Genomic DNA, 15,828 nt, shown 5'->3' with positions numbered 1-15,828 from the left:
CCGCCCGTCATGATGGCGTCAGCGGCTTCACCAAGCTCACCATCCGTGGCTGATGTGCGGCGTCAATCCCGAAAATCAAGGGTGAAATCGGGAATTAATTCTTGAGACCGCGCCCCAGCAGGAAGATTTCCGAGGATTTGTCGCGGCTGGCCTTTGGCTTGATCTGTTTGACCACCTTGAATTCCTTGCGGAAGAGTTCGAGGATTTGCGTGAACCCCATGTCCTTGAAACATTTTACTAACAATGCGCCGGACGGTTTGAGGTGCGCTTGAGAAAACTCAATTGCGATCTCGATCAAATGCTCCATACGCGCCGCATCCGCCGATGGAATCCCGGACAGGTTCGGCGCCATGTCGGACAGCACCAGGTCGACCTGGCGGCCATCCAGCACCGCGGCCAGCTGGTCGAGCACCTCTTCCTCGCGGAAGTCGCCCTGGATGAAGTGCATGTCGGCGATCGGCTCCATCGGCAGCATGTCCAGGCCGATCATGGTGCCCTTGATGCCGCCGTCCTCGCCGCCGGACAGCTTGCGCCGCGTGTACTGGCCCCAGCTGCCGGGCGTGCAGCCGAGGTCGACGATCACCTGGCCGGGCTTGATCAGCTTTTCAGCCTCGTCGATCTCTTTCAGCTTGTAGGCTGCACGCGCACGGTAACCCTCTTTCTGTGCCAATTTGACATATGGGTCGTTAATGTGGTCGTGAATCCAGTTTTTATTGAATTTGTTCTTGGCCATTGGCGTAAAATACTGCTTTTATCAGGTACATCAAAAAAGAACCATTATGATCAAACTTACACCGGCCGAGCGCTCAGCCCTTCGTGCTGAAGCCCACGGGCTCAATCCCGTCGTCATGATCGGCGAAGCCGGCCTGACCGAGGCCGTCATGAAAGAAATCTCGTCCAGCCTGGACGCACACGGCCTGATCAAGGTACGTGTGTTCGGCGACGACCGCGAGGAACGCGTCGCCATCTACGAACGTATCAGCGAAGAACTGGACGCGGCGCCCGTGCAGCATATCGGCAAGCTGCTGGTCCTGTATCGTCCGAAGAAGGAAGCGGTCAAGGAACGTTCGGCCAAGGCCGGCAAGGGCATGCGCGAAGTCACCATCGTCAAGCCGAGCCCGAGCGGCACCAAGAAGCCCAGCGTCACCAAGGTCCTGCTCAAGGGTAACGAACGCGTGACCCAGGGCGGCAACATCAAGCGCGTCAAGCCGCGCCAGGCCAGCACCAAGAAAACCGCACTGAAGTAAAACGAACCGGGCCCGCCCCGGTTTTTTTATCGGCTCTTCACCACCAGGATCGCACCCAGTACGCTCTCGACCAGGTAGCACAGCTGCGACACCCCATGCAGCGCCGCGAAGGTGCTCCACTGCGGCGAGGCCCTCACCCCGGCCGGGCCGGCCGACGCGCGGATCGCCGCCATCACCGGCTGCAGGCCGAGATAGACGACCAGGCTGCAGGCCAGCATCCCGCCGATGCACCAGAACAGCCAGCGGCGCCGCTTCGCATCGAGGTCGGCGGAGCGCCAGGCCAGCACGGCCAGCAGCAGCGCCAGCACGATCGAGAGCCAGGCTTCGCGCGTCAGCATCATGCCCACCACCGAACCCGCCTGCGTGCTGTCCAGCACCGCGAAGGCGCTCGGCGCGGCCAGGTAGCTGACGCCCCACACGCTGCCGGCCCACAGGGCGGCGAGCAGCAGGCGGACGTTGGCGAGGGCGATTTTCACGTCAGACGTAGCGGACTTCGAGGATCTCGTATTCGCGCGGACCGGACGGGGCCTGCACTTCGACCACGTCGCCGGCGTACTTGCCGATCAGGGCGCGCGCGATCGGCGAGGTCACCGACACCTTGTTCAGCTTGAGGTCGGCTTCATCGATGCCGACGATCTGGTAGGTCACTTTCTGGCCTTCCTCGAGGTCTTCGAGGTCGACCGTCGAGGCGAACACCACGCGGCCTTCGGCGTCGAGGGTGGCCGGGTCGATGACCTGGGCGGTGGACAGCTTCGCCTCCAGCTCCGCGATGCGGCCCTCGACGAAGGCCTGGCGCTCCTTGGCGGCATCGTATTCGGCGTTTTCGGACAGGTCACCATGCGAACGCGCTTCGGCGATCGCATCGATCACATTGCGGCGCTCCTTGGTCTTGAGCTGGTGCAGCTCTTCCTTCAGGAGTTCGGCGCCGTGTTTGGTCAATGGAGTATTCATGATTATCCGTCGAAAGACAAAAGTAAAACCACAGAGTCACACGGCGCCAGCCGCGCGAACTCTGTGGTTATCGGTACTGCTCTTGATGCTTAGTTTAAGGTTTTATGCAGGCCTTGTAAATCGTAGACCCGCAGTTCGTCCAGCTGGCGCATGCCCTGCACCGCCGCTTCGGCGCCGGCGATGGTCGTGTAGGTCACGACGCGCGCCTGCAGGGCCGAGGTGCGGATGGTGCGCGAATCGTTGATCGCGCTGCGCTTTTCCTCGACCGTGTTCACCACCATCGCGATCTCGTGGTTCTTGATCATGTCGACGATGTGCGGACGGCCTTCCAGCACCTTGTTGACCGGGGTGACCGGGATGCCGGCGGCGGAGATGACCGCCGCGGTGCCCTTGGTCGCCACCAGCGAGAAGCCCAGCGCCACCAGGTCGCGCGCCACCGCCACGGTGCGCGGCTTGTCGGAACCCTTCACCGACAGGAACACGCGGCCCGAAGACGGCAGGCTGATGCCGGCCGCCAGCTGCGACTTGACGAAGGCTTCGCCGAAGGTCATGCCGACGCCCATCACTTCGCCGGTCGACTTCATTTCCGGGCCGAGGATGGTGTCCACGCCCGGGAATTTCACGAACGGGAACACGGCTTCCTTGACGCTGTAGAACGGCGGGACGATTTCCTTCGTCACACCCTGCTGGGCCAGGGTCTGGCCGACCATGCAGCGCGCCGCGATCTTGGCCAGCTGCAGGCCGGTCGCCTTCGAGACGAACGGCACGGTACGCGAAGCGCGCGGGTTCACTTCCAGCACATACACGGTGTCCTGGACCTTGCCGTCCACTTCGGTGCGCTGGATCGCGAACTGCACGTTCATCAGGCCGACCACGTTCAGGGCCTTGGCCATCAGCGAGGTCTGGCGCTTCAGTTCGTCGATGGTCTCCTGCGACAGCGAGTACGGCGGCAGCGAGCAGGCCGAGTCGCCCGAGTGCACGCCGGCCTGTTCGATGTGTTCCATCACGCCGCCGATGAAGGTGGTCTCGCCGTCCGAGATGCAGTCGACGTCGCACTCGATGGCATCGTTCAGGAAGCGGTCCAGCAGCACCGGCGAATCGTTCGACACCTTGACCGCTTCGCGCATGTAGCGCTCGAGGTCGCGCTGCTCGTGGACGATCTCCATCGCGCGGCCGCCCAGCACGTAGGACGGGCGCACCACCAGCGGGTAGCCGATCTCGGTGGCCAGCTTCAGCGCCTCTTCTTCGGTGCGCGCGGTGCGGTTCGGCGGCTGGCGCAGGCCCAGCTTCTGCAGCAGTTGCTGGAAGCGCTCGCGGTCTTCCGCGGCGTCGATCATGTCCGGCGAGGTGCCGATGATGGGCACGCCGTTGGCTTCGAGGTCCAGCGCCAGCTTCAGCGGGGTCTGGCCGCCGTACTGCACGATCACGCCTTCCGGCTTCTCGAGGTCGACGATTTCCAGCACGTCTTCCAGGGTCAGCGATTCGAAGTACAGGCGGTCCGAGGTATCGTAGTCGGTCGACACGGTCTCCGGATTGCAGTTGACCATGATGGTCTCGTAGCCGTCTTCGCGCATGGCGAGGGCGGCGTGCACGCAGCAGTAGTCGAATTCGATGCCCTGGCCGATCCGGTTCGGGCCGCCGCCCAGCACCATGATCTTCTTCTTGTCGGTCGGGTTCGACTCGCACTCCTCGTCATAGGTCGAGTACATGTAGGCGGTGTTGGTCGCGAACTCGCCGGCGCAGGTGTCGACGCGCTTGTAGACCGGGCGGATGCCCAGCGCGTGACGGCGCTCGCGCACGGCTTGCGGCGTGGTCTGCATCAGGAAGGCCAGGCGGCGGTCCGAGAAGCCTTTCTGCTTCAGCTTGTACAGCACGTTCTTGTCCAGGCTTTCCAGCTTCTGGTGATCCAGCCACAGTTCGATGTCGACGATTTCCTTGATCTGGATGAGGAACCACGGATCGATCTTGGTCAGCGCATGCACTTCTTCCAGGGTGAAGCCCTGGGCGAAGGCGTCGCCCACGTACCAGATGCGTTCCGGACCCGGCTCGCCCAGTTCTTCCTCGATCTTCTCGCGGTCGCGGGTCTTTTCGTTCAGGCCGTCGACGCCGACTTCCAGGCCGCGCAGGGCCTTCTGGAAGGATTCCTGGAAGGTGCGGCCGATCGCCATGACTTCACCCACCGATTTCATCTGGGTGGTCAGGTGCTTGTCGGCCGCCGGGAATTTTTCGAAGGTGAAGCGCGGGATCTTGGTGACCACGTAGTCGATCGAAGGCTCGAACGAGGCCGGGGTCGCGCCGCCGGTGATGTCGTTGCGCAGCTCATCAAGAGTAAAACCAACAGCCAGCTTGGCCGCGATTTTTGCAATCGGGAAGCCGGTGGCTTTCGACGCCAGCGCCGAGGAACGCGACACGCGCGGGTTCATCTCGATCACGATCATGCGGCCATCAAGCGGGTTGATCGAGAACTGCACGTTCGAGCCGCCGGTGTCGACGCCGATCTCGCGCAGCACGTTGATCGACGCGTTGCGCATGATCTGGTATTCCTTGTCGGTCAGCGTCTGCGCCGGCGCGACGGTGATGGAATCGCCGGTGTGGACGCCCATCGGATCCAGGTTCTCGATCGAGCAGACGATGATGCAGTTGTCGGCCTTGTCGCGCACGACTTCCATCTCGTACTCTTTCCAGCCCAGCAGCGATTCCTCGATCAGCAGTTCGCTGGTCGGCGAGGCTTCCAGGCCGCGCTTGCAGATCGCCTCGAATTCTTCTTCGTTGTAGGCGATGCCGCCGCCCGAGCCGCCCATGGTGAAGGATGGACGGATGATGACCGGGAAACCCAGCTCGCGCTGTGCGTTGCGCGATTCTTCCATCGAGTGGGCGATGTAGGAACGGGCGGAACCCAGGCCGATCTTGGTCATCGCATCCTTGAACTTGGCGCGGTCCTCGGCCTTGTCGATCGCTTCCGGCGAGGCGCCGATCAGCTCGACCTTGTACTTGTCCAGCACGCCGTTGCGGTGCAGGTCGAGCGCGCAGTTCAGCGCGGTCTGGCCGCCCATGGTCGGCAGGATCGCATCCGGACGCTCTTTCTCGATGATGCGCTCGACCGCCTTCCAGGTGATCGGCTCGATGTAGGTGACGTCGGCCGTTTCCGGGTCGGTCATGATGGTCGCCGGGTTCGAGTTGACCAGGATGACCTTGTAGCCTTCTTCACGCAGGGCCTTGCAGGCCTGGGCGCCGGAGTAGTCGAACTCCACTGCCTGGCCGATCACGATCGGACCGGCGCCAATGATCAGGATAGATTTAATGTCGGAACGCTTTGGCATTTATTTCTTCTCCTGGACTTGAGCTTGAGCTTGCATGAGGCTGATGAAACGGTCGAACAGATACGAAACGTCGGTCGGGCCGGGCGAGGCTTCCGGGTGGCCCTGGAAGCAGAAGGCCGGCTTGTCGGTGCGCTCGAAGCCCTGCAGCGAGCCGTCGAACAGCGAGACGTGGGTCACGCGGCAGTTGGCCGGCAGCGTGGCGGCATCCACCGCGAAGCCGTGGTTCTGCGAGGTGATCAGGACCTTCTTCGAATCGAGGTCCTGCACCGGGTGGTTGGCGCCGTGGTGGCCGAACTTCATCTTGACGGTCTTGGCGCCCGAGGCCAGGGCCATGATCTGGTGGCCGAGGCAGATGCCGAAGGTCGGGATGCCGGAATCGATCACCTGCTTGGTCGCTTCGATCGCGTAGTCGCAGGCGGCCGGGTCGCCGGGGCCGTTGGCCAGGAAGATGCCGTCCGGGTTCAGGGCCAGCGCCTCGGCGGCGGTGGCTTGCGCCGGCAGCACGGTGATCTTGCAGCCGCGTTCGGCCAGCATGCGCAGGATGTTGCGCTTGACGCCGTAGTCGAAGGCGACCACGTGGAATTGCGGCTTGTCCTGCTTGCCGAAGCCCTGGCCCAGCTTCCACTCGGTCTCGGTGAATTCATACGGCTCTTTCACCGACACGACCTTGGCCAGGTCCATGCCGTTCAGGCCCGGGAACGAGCGCGCCAGTTCGAGCGCCTGGGCTTCCGACGGTTCCACGCCCTGCTGGGCGGTCAGGATGGCGCCGTTCTGGGCGCCCTTCTCGCGCAGGATGCGGGTCAGCTTGCGCGTGTCGATGCCGGCGATGGCAACCACGTTTTCCTGCTTCAGGTAGTCCGACAGCGACTGGGTCGAGCGGAAGTTCGACGCCAGCAGCGGCAGGTCGCGGATGATGAGGCCGGCGGCGTGCACTTTGGAAGCTTCCACGTCGGCCGGGTTCACGCCCTGGTTGCCGATGTGCGGGTACGTCAGGGTGACGATCTGACGCGAGTAGCTGGGGTCGGTAAGGATCTCCTGGTAGCCCGTGATCGCGGTGTTGAACACCACTTCACCGGTCGTGTGACCGATGGCTCCGATCGAATATCCTTTGAAAATGGTTCCGTCTGCGAGGGCCAGGATGGCTGGAACGGCTGGGCCAGAAAAAAATGGCGGCAAGGGCAACTCTCCAAGAAGGTTGCCGTAGCTGCGCCACGTCAGACTGACCTTCGGGTACGCCGCGACGATAGATCTACCGTGGGCGCGAGGTCTACAGAATGATGATGTAAGTGGGTATGCGCTACGGCAGGTGAGTGATGGATAAACTTCCGAATTATAGCGCGAATCCGCCTGTCCGGCAATCGTCCATCCTTGCACTCGCCTGCCGTTCCCCTTAGGAAATTACAGACCCAGGGCGGCGATGCCGGCCTTGGCGATCTGCGCATCCTCGGTCGATTTCACGCCCGAGACGCCGACCGCGCCGACGGTGCGGCCGTCGACCACGATCGGCACGCCGCCTTCCAGCATGCCCTGCAGTTCCGGTGCGCTCAGGAAGGATACGCGGCCGTTGTTGATCATGTCTTCGTAGATCTTCGATTCGCGGCAGCCGAGGGCGGCGGTCTTGGCCTTCTGCGGTGCGATATAGGACGAGATCGGGGCGGTACCGTCCATGCGCTGCAGCCACAGCAGGTGGCCGCCGTCGTCGACGATCGAGATCACGACATTCCACTTGTTGGCGACGGCTTCCTGCTCGGCGGCTGCGGCGATCTTCTTGGCGTCTTCGAGGGTCAGTACGGGCTTGGTTTGCATCGTTGTCTTCCTTGTTGTCGTGGTGATGAATTCTTCAGGGGGCCGGGGTCAGCTGCATCGCCTTGAGCCTGGCCTTCAGCTGCGGCATGGCGGCGGCTGCGGCTTGCTCGCCGGCCAGCACCGCCAGGTTGCGGCCGTTGAAGTCGGCGCTGCCCATCGCGCCCAGCGCCGGCGTGATGACGACGTCGGCGTCCTTCAGCTCGTGCTGGTTGAGGCGCTGGCCCATGATGGTAAAGGTCTGCATCAGGACGTCAAGCGAGCTGGCCGTGGCCTGGGCCTCGGTCGCGCTCGAGATGTTGACGGCGATGATGAACTCGGCGCCCATCTCCTTGGCGAAGCGCACCGGCACCGGCGCCACCAGGCCGCCGTCGACATAGGTCTTGCCGGCGATGCTGACGGGCTGGAACACGCTCGGCACGGCCGAGGAGGCACGCACGGCCATGCCGGTATTCCCGCGCCGGAACAGGATGGGCTGGCCGGTCTTCAGATCGGTGGCGACCGCGCCGAAGGGGATCTTGAGCTTTTCGATCGGCAGGTTGTGCACCGCCTTGTTCACATAGGACTGCAGCGCCTCCCCTTTCAGCACGCCCGGCGACTTGCTGAAGAAAGGCAGGGCCCAGTCCGAGATCGACGCCTCGTCCATCTCCATCGCCATCTTCTGCAGGGTGAAGCCGTTGTAGCCGTAGGCGTACATCGAGCCGACCACCGAGCCGGCGCTGGTGCCGACCACGATGTCGGGCACGATGCCCTGGGCTTCCAGCGCCTTGATCACGCCGATATGGGCAAAGCCGCGCGCGGCGCCGCCGCCGAGGGCGAGGCCGATCTTCACATGGCGCGGCTGCGGCGCCGGCGTGGCGGCGACCGGTGCGGATGGCTGGGTGGGAGCGCTGCCGCAGCCGGCGAGCAGCAGGGCCGCGGCCGCGGTGGACAGGAGGGAGCGTCGAGACAGCATGGATCCGGAGCTTGGGGTAAAGCTGGGATTGTAACCCGACTCTGCCGGCTGCTGACGTAGACGAGGCTTAAGCCGCCCCACTCACCCCGGCAAGGAAGTATTGGGCAACACCGCCGTAAACACACTCCCCTGCCCCGCCTGCGAGGAAATGCTCAGCTTCCCGCCATGCCGCAGCAGCACGTGCTTGACGATCGCCAGTCCCAGGCCCGTGCCCTGGGTTTCGCGCGAGCGGCTCTTGTCGACGCGGTAGAAGCGCTCGGTCAGGCGCGAGATGTGCTGCTCGTCGATGCCGATGCCGGTGTCCGTCACCGAGAATCTCAGGTCGTTCGCACCGCGCTCCCAGGCCAGCTTGATCGTCCCGCCTTCCGGCGTGTAGCGCACCGCATTGGTCGCCAGGTTGCCGAAGGCGCTGCGCAGTTCGTCCAGGCTGCCCATCACGTCCGGACCGTCGACCGTGAAGTCGATGGTGTGCCGCCCGCTCGACAGCGCGCGCGCATCCAGCGCCACCTGCTCGACCAGGGCCTTGACATCGACCCGCTCGCGCTTGAGCGGGTACTCGGTCGATTCCAGGCGCGACAGGGTCAGCATGTCCTCGATCAGGCGCTGCATGCGCTGGGCCTGTTCGGTCATCAGCTTCAGGTGGGCCACGCGGGTGCGCTCGTCCATTCCCGGGTCGGCCATGGCGATCTCGAGGAAGCCGACCACCACCGTCAGCGGCGTGCGCAGCTCGTGCGAGGCGTTGGCGATGAAGTCGCGGCGCATCGCCTCGATGCGTTCGGTCTCGGTGGCGTCGTGGGTCACCAGGATCTGGCGCCGGTTCTCGAAGGGGATGATCTGCACCACCAGCTTGCGGCCGCGGAAGGACAGGGTCAGCGGCTGTTCGTAGCGGCCGAGGATGATGTAGTCGATGAATTCCGGATGGCGGATCAGGTTGGTGACGCGGCGGCCCTTGTCCTTGTCCAGGGTCAGGCCCAGGTGGCGCTCGGCGGCCGGATTGCACCACTCCAGGAACAGCACGTCGTCCATGATCGCCACCCCTTCCGGCAGCAGGTGCATGGCCTGGCGGAAGCGCGCCAGCCATTCGGCCAGCTCGTTCTGGTTGCGCTCGTCGTCGCGCCGCAGCCTATACAGGCGGGCGAAGACGTCGGTCCACGAACCCCAGCCGTCGGGCAGGCGGCTGCTGTGCGGATGATCGAGCCATTCGCCCAGCTGGTGCAAGTAGGCCAGCTGCACCACCAGCAGGCTCATGGTGATGAGCAGCGCCAGCGACAGCCCGGCCACCAGGCCGAACAGCCACCAGGCGACGCCGGCGGCCAGGAACACGAGGCCCAGGCGCAGCAGCGCGGGCACCCAGAACAGCAGGCGCGGATGGATGCCGGAGGGCGCGGACGACGGCACGGGCGCGGCGACGCTGGCGTCCGGCGCGGGCTCCTGGGCGGATTCGGGAGAGGATTCTGGAGCGGCTTGCACGGCTTACAGTTCTTTCTCAGTCAGCATGTAGCCGACGCTGCGGACGGTCTTGATCAGCTTTTCGGCTTCCTTCAGGGCCTTGCGCAGGCGCAGCACGTGGACGTCGACGGTGCGCTCTTCGACCGCCGAGGCATCGCCCCATACTTTATCGAGCAACTGGCTGCGCGAGAACACGCGCTCGCGGTGGGCCATCAGGAACTTCAGCAGGCGGTACTCCGCATTGCCCATGTCGAGCTGGCGTCCGTCGAGGGTGACGGTGCAGCTGCCCGGATCCAGGGTCACCCGGCCGGCCGACAGCGGCGCCTCGGCCAGGTGCGGGCTCTTGCGTCGCAACAGGGCCTTGACCCGCGCCAGCAGCTCGCGCGGCGAGAAGGGTTTGGTGACGTAGTCGTCGGCGCCCGTGTTCAGGCCGGCGATCTTGTCCTCTTCCATGCTCTTCGCGGTCAGCATGATCACCGGGATATCCTGGAAATCGCGGTCGCCGCGCAGGCGCGACAGCAGCCGCAGCCCGCTCTGGTCGGGCAGCATCCAGTCCAGCAGCAGCAGGTCCGGCCGTGCCTGCACGATCGAGTCCCAGGCCGACGCCACGTTGGCGGCCGTGCGGATCTCCCAGCCGGTCTCGCGCAGCGAGTAGCTCACCAGCTCGACGATCGCCGGTTCATCCTCGACGATCAGGACACTCGTGTTGGCCGCCATCCGCTCAGCCTTCCGCCTGGCTGACCAGCGCCGGTTTCGAGTGGCGGATGTCGCGCCCCTCGACCACGTAGATCACGTATTCCGCGATGTTCTTGGCGTGGTCGCCGATGCGTTCGATCGCCTTGGCCACCCACAGGGTGTCGAGGGCCGAGGAGATGGTGCGCGGGTCTTCCATCATGAAGGTGATCATGTTGCGCAGGATGGTGCGGAATTCGTAGTCGATCTCGTCGTCCTGGGCGATGATCTGCAATGCCTGCTTGCCGTCGAGGCGGGCGAAGGCGTCGAGGGCGTCGTGCAGCATGTCGGCGGTGTTGCGCGAGATGGTGCGCACGATGTCGTAGTGGTTGAAGCCGATCATGCCGCGCTCGTGCAGGCTCTTGGCGGTACGCGCGATCTTGCTGGCCTCGTCGCCGATGCGCTCGAGGTCGGTGATCACCTTGATGGTCGCCATCACGGTGCGCAGGTCGTTCGCGGCCGGCTGGCGGCGCACGATCAGGTGGCTGCAGGCGTCGTCCAGCTGTACTTCGAGCTGGTTCACGGCCTGGTCGTCGCCGATCACCTTGTCGGCCTGGTCGGCGTTACCGACGCGGAAGGCCTCGATCGCCTCGTCGAACTGGGTTTCGACCATGCCGCCCATGAGCAGTACCTTGGAACGGATGGCTTCCAGTTCCTGGTCGTACTGCTTGGAAGAGTGTTCGCCTACCATGTCTGTGTTTCCTGTTCTATATGGTTATCTTACCGTATCCGCCCGTATTAACCGAATCGGCCGGTGATGTAATCCTGGGTTTCTTTCTTCGACGGGTTCATGAACAGCTGGTCCGTCTCGCCGAACTCGACCAGCTCGCCCAGGTACATATAGGCCGTGTAGTCCGAGCAGCGCGCCGCCTGCTGCATGTTGTGGGTCACGATGGCGATCGTGTAGTCGCCCTTCAGCTCGCTGATCAGTTCCTCGATCTTCGCGGTCGAGATCGGGTCCAGCGCCGACGTCGGCTCATCCAGCAGCAGCACGTCCGGCTTCACCGCCACGCCGCGCGCGATGCACAGGCGCTGCTGCTGGCCGCCCGACAGCGACAGGCCGCTCTTGTTCAGCTTGTCCTCGACCTCGGTCCACAGGGCCGCCTTCTTCAGCGCCCATTCGACGCGCTCATCCATCTCGCCCTTCGACAGGTTTTCGTACAGGCGCACCCCGAAGGCGATATTGTCGTAGACCGACATCGGGAACGGGGTCGGCTTCTGGAACACCATGCCGACTTTCGCGCGCAGCATGTTGACGTCCACGCCCGGCTCCAGGATGTTGCGGCCGCGGTAGAGGATCTGGCCTTCGGCGCGCTGGCCCGGATAGAGATCGTACATGCGGTTCAAGGTGCGCAGCAGGGTCGACTTGCCGCAGCCCGAGGGGCCGATGAAGGCCGTCACCTGCTTGTCGTGGATGTCGAGGCTGACGTTCTTCAGGCTCTGGGTCTTCCCGTAGTAGAAATCCAGGCCCTGGACTTCGATGGTCTTGGCTTTCGGCTTGTTCACGGTCGCCTTGGCGTTCGCGGTGGAGATGGCGGCTTGGGTCATCATGATCATGTTATTGCGGGTTCTTTTGGCGGAACAGGGTCCGCGACAGGATATTCAGGAGCAGCACGCTGAAGGTCACCAGCAGGGCCGCGCCCCAGGCGATCGACTGCCAGTCTTCATACGGGCTCATGGCGAAGCGGTAGATGACCACCGGCAGGTTGGCCATCGGCTGGTTCATGTCGGCCGTGAAGAACTGGTTGTTCAGGGCGGTGAACAGCAGCGGCGCGGTTTCGCCGGAGATGCGGGCCACGGCCAGCAGCACGCCGGTCACGACACCCGCCTTCACCGCGCGCAGGCGCACCGTGGTCGCCACCTTCCAGCGCGGCGCGCCGAGGGCGAAAGCCGCTTCGAGCAGGCTGTTCGGCACCAGGTGCAGCATGTTGTCGGTGGTACGCACCACCACCGGAATCGCGATCAGCGACAGCGCCAGGGTGCCGGCATAGCCCGAGAAGTGGCCCATGCGCGGCACCAGCATCGCGTAGACGAACAGGCCGACCACGATCGAGGGCGCCGACAGCATGATGTCGGTGACGAAGCGGGTGACGGCGGCGAACTTGTTGTTCTGGCCGTACTCGGCCAGGTAGATGCCGGCCAGGATCCCGATCGGGGTGCTGACCAGGGCGGACAGGCCGACCATCAGCAGGCTGCCGACGATGGCGTTGCGGATGCCGCCCTCGCTGCCGGGGGCCGGCGTATCCAGCGAAAACAGGGTGTGCGACAGTGCACCAAAACCGTGCACCAGCAGGGTGAACAGGATCCAGGCCAGGAAGCCCAGGCCGACGGCCATCGCCAGCACCGACAGCGCGATGCCGATGCGGTGGCCCAGCAGGCGGCGGCGGTAGACCGGATTCATGACGCCTTCCATTTATTTTGCTCCTTCTTTGCGGGACATACCCAGCAACATCAGTTTGGCGGCCGACAGCACGATGAAGGTGATCGCGAACAGGATCAGGCCCAGCGCGAACAGCGAGGACACGTGCAGCGGCGAGCTGGCTTCGGCGAACTCGTTCGCCAGGGTCGACGAGATCGAGTTACCGGCGGCGAACAGCGACCAGGAGATCTCGTTGGCGTTGCCGATCACGAAGGTGACGGCCATGGTCTCGCCGAGCGCACGGCCGAGGCCCAGCATGACGCCGCCGACCACGCCGGTACGGGTATAGGGCAGCACGATCTTGCGCACCACTTCCCACTTGGTGCAGCCGAGGCCGTACGCCGATTCCTTCAGCACCGCGGGGACGATCTCGAACACGTCGCGCATCACGGAAGCGATGAAGGGGATGATCATGACGGCCAGGATGATGCCGGCGGTGAGGATGCCCAGGCCCATGGTCGGGCCCTGGAACATCTTGCCGACGAAAGGCAGCAGGCCGAGGGTCTTTTTCAGCAGCGGCTGGATGTGGTCGCCGAAGAAAGGCGCGAACACGAACAGGCCCCACATGCCGTAGATGATGGAGGGGACGCCGGCCAGCAGCTCGACCGCGGTACCCATCGGGCGGCGCAGCCAGGCCGGGCAGATCTCGGTCAGGAACAGGGCGATGCCGAAGCTGATCGGCACCGCCACCAGCAGCGCGATGACCGAGGTGGCCAGGGTGCCGGTGATGGCGATCAGGGCGCCGAACTGGTCGTTGACCGGATCCCACTCGTTGGTGACGATGAAACGCGCGCCGAATTCGCGGAAGGCCGGCGCCGCGCCGATCGCCAGCGAGACGATGATCCCGACCAGCACCAGCAGCACGGAAGCCGCGAACAGCAGGGTGACTTTATGGAAGAAGAAGTCCTGGATGCGCTGGTTGCGCATGGTGTTGCGCAGGCGGGCAGCGCTGGCGTCGTCCAGGGCTGCCTGATCTGCTGCGATCGCGGTTTGTGCGCTCATGTGTTTATTCAAGTTTTTGAACCGTTTGCACGTCGCCCCCGCGAAAGCGGGAACGACGTGGTCAATCCTTACCAGATCGCCTTGCCCGAAGCATCCTTCAGATTGGCTTTCCAGGCGTCCTGCACCAGCTTGTTCACGCTGTCCGGCATCGGCACGTAGTCCAGGTCGGCCGCTGCGGCGCCGCCGTGCTTGAAGGCGTAGTCGAAGAACTTCAGCACTTCCTTGCCCTTGGCGGCATCTTCCTGGGTCTTGTGCACCAGGATGTAGGACACGCCGGTGATCGGCCAGGCTGCCTTGCCCGGCTGGTCGGTCAGGACCACAGAGAAGCCCGGGGTCTTGGCCCATTCGGCGTTGGCGGCGGCGGCCTTGAAGGCGTCGTCGTCCGGCTGCAGGAACACGCCGTCGCGGTTCTTCAGCTGGGTATGGCTCATCTTGTTCTTCTTCGAGTAGGCCCACTCGACGTAGCCGATCGAGCCCTTGATGCGCTGGACGTTGGCGGCGACGCCGTCATTGCCCTTGCCGCCCACGCCGGTGGCCCACTTCACCGCGGTGCCGGCGCCGATCTTGGCCTTGAATTCCGGGTTGGTCTTCGACAGGTAGTCGGTGAACAGGAAGGAGGTGCCCGAGCTGTCGGCGCGGTGCACGACGGTGATGTCTTCGGCCGGCAGCTTGACGCCCGGGTTCAGGGCGGCGATGGCCTGGTCGTTCCACTTGGTGATCTTGCCGAGGAAGATGTCGGCGACGACCGGGCCGGTCAGCTTCAGCTGGCCCGGGGCGATGCCGTCCAGGTTCACCACGGTCACCACGCCGCCCATGATGGCCGGGAACTGGAACAGGCCGGCCTGGTTCAGCTCGTCGGCTGCCAGCGGCATGTCGGATGCGCCGAAATCGACGGTCTTGGCCTTGATCTGCTTGATGCCGGCGCCCGAGCCGACGGATTGGTAGTTGAGGCCGTTGCCGGAGGCCTTCTTGTACATCTCCGCCCACTTGGCGTAGATCGGGTACGGGAAGGTAGCGCCCGCACCGGTGATGTCCGCTGCCAGGGTCGCGGTGCTCGCGAAGGCGGCCGAGGTGCCGATGATCAGGGTTGCCAGCATTTGCTTCATGCGCATATCAAGTCCTTGGTTACTTGGTTAAGGGTGGTGACGCCGTGCTAATGCTGCGCAGTGTATTCGGCGAATATGACGGCTTTATGACATGGCCGTCACGGATGTCATACAAGGCGGACCTCACTATGCGGAACACCGGAAATCGCCCCTTGAAAATGCCCTATTCTCTGCTACCGTGAAGGTGTAGGTATTGCATGGAGGGTTTGGTCAGCGTGTGTACGCCACGCCAGCCGAGCGTGCGGAATCATCGGGGAGGACTCGCCAAACGGCGTTTATGTCCATGTTGGCGTTGATTGCAGTCGGAGCAGTATTGGCAGGGATCGCCGGACTGGTGCTCTACGAAGCCATCTGCGAAGGCCAGGGATGTTCAGGGAAGTTGACGGACCGCTATCACGAATAGCAGCGAAGGCTAGATAGCCTGAAAAACAAAGCGGCGAGGCCCGATGGGCGCTCGCCGCTTTTATTCTTGCTGGAGGAAGCCTCAGCGCAGGAAGCGCGAGAGCTGGGTCATGGCGTTCAGATCCAGGTTCAGGAACTGGAACCCGACCTTGAAATCGCCGCCGCTGAAGATGCAATAGATGACTTTGGCGCGCGCCGCGATCGGCGCCAGCTTGCCGTCGACCAGCAGGTCGAAGCTGACCTGCCCCGCCTGCCCGACCTGCAGCGGATGGTCCACCGCGATGCTGACGCCGTTGGCGCCGACGTCCGAGGTCCGTCCCGGGATCGGCCCCATGCCCTCCATCGCGACGACCGCCTTCACCTTCACGATCTTGCGTCCCGACTGCCTTTGATCTTTCATTACCTTTACCTTGACTGCGCATATCAAACAAGCCAGGCATTA

General features: G+C 64.0%; 16 protein-coding genes. 1 reads left to right on the top strand and 15 read right to left on the bottom strand.

Annotation, left to right across the window (positions count from 1 at the left end):
• Nucleotides 1-94: 94 nt before the first annotated feature.
• On the bottom strand, nt 95-733 hold the full coding sequence (locus AC1DOQ_RS07300) for an RlmE family RNA methyltransferase (RefSeq protein ID WP_477361690.1): 639 nt from the start codon (nt 731-733) through the stop codon (nt 95-97).
• Nucleotides 734-779: 46 nt separating this feature from the next.
• On the opposite strand from AC1DOQ_RS07300, the gene yhbY reads away from it, so the two are divergent.
• Nucleotides 780-1,247 carry a ribosome assembly RNA-binding protein YhbY gene (yhbY, locus tag AC1DOQ_RS07295; RefSeq protein WP_477361688.1) on the top strand — a complete coding sequence of 156 codons (468 nt, stop codon included), beginning with the start codon at nt 780-782 and terminating at the stop codon, nt 1,245-1,247.
• Nucleotides 1,248-1,273: 26 nt separating this feature from the next.
• Here yhbY and AC1DOQ_RS07290 read toward each other — a convergent pair whose 3' ends face one another.
• From AC1DOQ_RS07290 to AC1DOQ_RS07225, 14 genes are all read right to left on the bottom strand, one after another.
• Entirely contained in the window at nt 1,274-1,723 is a 450-nt protein-coding gene (locus AC1DOQ_RS07290) for a DUF4149 domain-containing protein (protein ID WP_477361686.1), read from the bottom strand.
• A 1-nt stretch (nt 1,724) separates the two neighbouring features.
• Complete coding sequence (gene greA / locus AC1DOQ_RS07285; protein WP_477361684.1) at nt 1,725-2,198, bottom strand: transcription elongation factor GreA; 474 nt, start codon at nt 2,196-2,198, stop codon at nt 1,725-1,727.
• Between the two features lie 89 nt (nt 2,199-2,287).
• On the bottom strand, nt 2,288-5,518 hold the full coding sequence (gene carB / locus AC1DOQ_RS07280) for a carbamoyl-phosphate synthase large subunit (protein ID WP_477361682.1): 3,231 nt from the start codon (nt 5,516-5,518) through the stop codon (nt 2,288-2,290).
• Nucleotides 5,519-6,694: a glutamine-hydrolyzing carbamoyl-phosphate synthase small subunit gene (carA, locus tag AC1DOQ_RS07275; protein ID WP_477361680.1), complete on the bottom strand. Its 1,176-nt coding sequence runs from the start codon at nt 6,692-6,694 to the stop codon at nt 5,519-5,521.
• A gap of 222 nt (nt 6,695-6,916) precedes the next feature.
• Nucleotides 6,917-7,324: a GlcG/HbpS family heme-binding protein gene (locus tag AC1DOQ_RS07270; protein ID WP_477361678.1), complete on the bottom strand. Its 408-nt coding sequence runs from the start codon at nt 7,322-7,324 to the stop codon at nt 6,917-6,919.
• Nucleotides 7,325-7,358: 34 nt separating this feature from the next.
• Entirely contained in the window at nt 7,359-8,276 is a 918-nt protein-coding gene (locus AC1DOQ_RS07265; protein WP_477361676.1) for a patatin-like phospholipase family protein, read from the bottom strand.
• 81 nt (nt 8,277-8,357) lie between these two features.
• Nucleotides 8,358-9,650 (bottom strand): phosphate regulon sensor histidine kinase PhoR, encoded by a 1,293-nt coding sequence (phoR, locus tag AC1DOQ_RS07260; RefSeq protein WP_477362039.1) that lies wholly within the window; start codon nt 9,648-9,650, stop codon nt 8,358-8,360.
• Between the two features lie 99 nt (nt 9,651-9,749).
• Nucleotides 9,750-10,442: a response regulator gene (locus AC1DOQ_RS07255; protein ID WP_477361674.1), complete on the bottom strand. Its 693-nt coding sequence runs from the start codon at nt 10,440-10,442 to the stop codon at nt 9,750-9,752.
• A 4-nt stretch (nt 10,443-10,446) separates the two neighbouring features.
• Nucleotides 10,447-11,148 (bottom strand): phosphate signaling complex protein PhoU, encoded by a 702-nt coding sequence (phoU, locus tag AC1DOQ_RS07250; RefSeq protein WP_477361672.1) that lies wholly within the window; start codon nt 11,146-11,148, stop codon nt 10,447-10,449.
• Nucleotides 11,149-11,195: 47 nt separating this feature from the next.
• Complete coding sequence (pstB, locus tag AC1DOQ_RS07245) at nt 11,196-12,005, bottom strand: phosphate ABC transporter ATP-binding protein PstB (protein WP_477362037.1); 810 nt, start codon at nt 12,003-12,005, stop codon at nt 11,196-11,198.
• Between the two features lie 10 nt (nt 12,006-12,015).
• On the bottom strand, nt 12,016-12,870 hold the full coding sequence (gene pstA / locus AC1DOQ_RS07240) for a phosphate ABC transporter permease PstA (RefSeq protein ID WP_477361670.1): 855 nt from the start codon (nt 12,868-12,870) through the stop codon (nt 12,016-12,018).
• Entirely contained in the window at nt 12,871-13,878 is a 1,008-nt protein-coding gene (pstC, locus tag AC1DOQ_RS07235; RefSeq protein WP_477361668.1) for a phosphate ABC transporter permease subunit PstC, read from the bottom strand.
• A gap of 68 nt (nt 13,879-13,946) precedes the next feature.
• On the bottom strand, nt 13,947-14,990 hold the full coding sequence (gene pstS / locus AC1DOQ_RS07230; RefSeq protein ID WP_477361666.1) for a phosphate ABC transporter substrate-binding protein PstS: 1,044 nt from the start codon (nt 14,988-14,990) through the stop codon (nt 13,947-13,949).
• 478 nt (nt 14,991-15,468) lie between these two features.
• Entirely contained in the window at nt 15,469-15,786 is a 318-nt protein-coding gene (locus AC1DOQ_RS07225; protein ID WP_477361664.1) for a PilZ domain-containing protein, read from the bottom strand.
• Between the last annotated feature and the right edge of the window lie 42 nt (nt 15,787-15,828).

It is taken from the genome of Massilia sp. 01N417 (assembly GCF_056399645.1).
The sequence above is the reverse complement of the archived record's forward strand: the minus strand, read 5'-3'. Positions and strand labels throughout refer to the sequence as shown.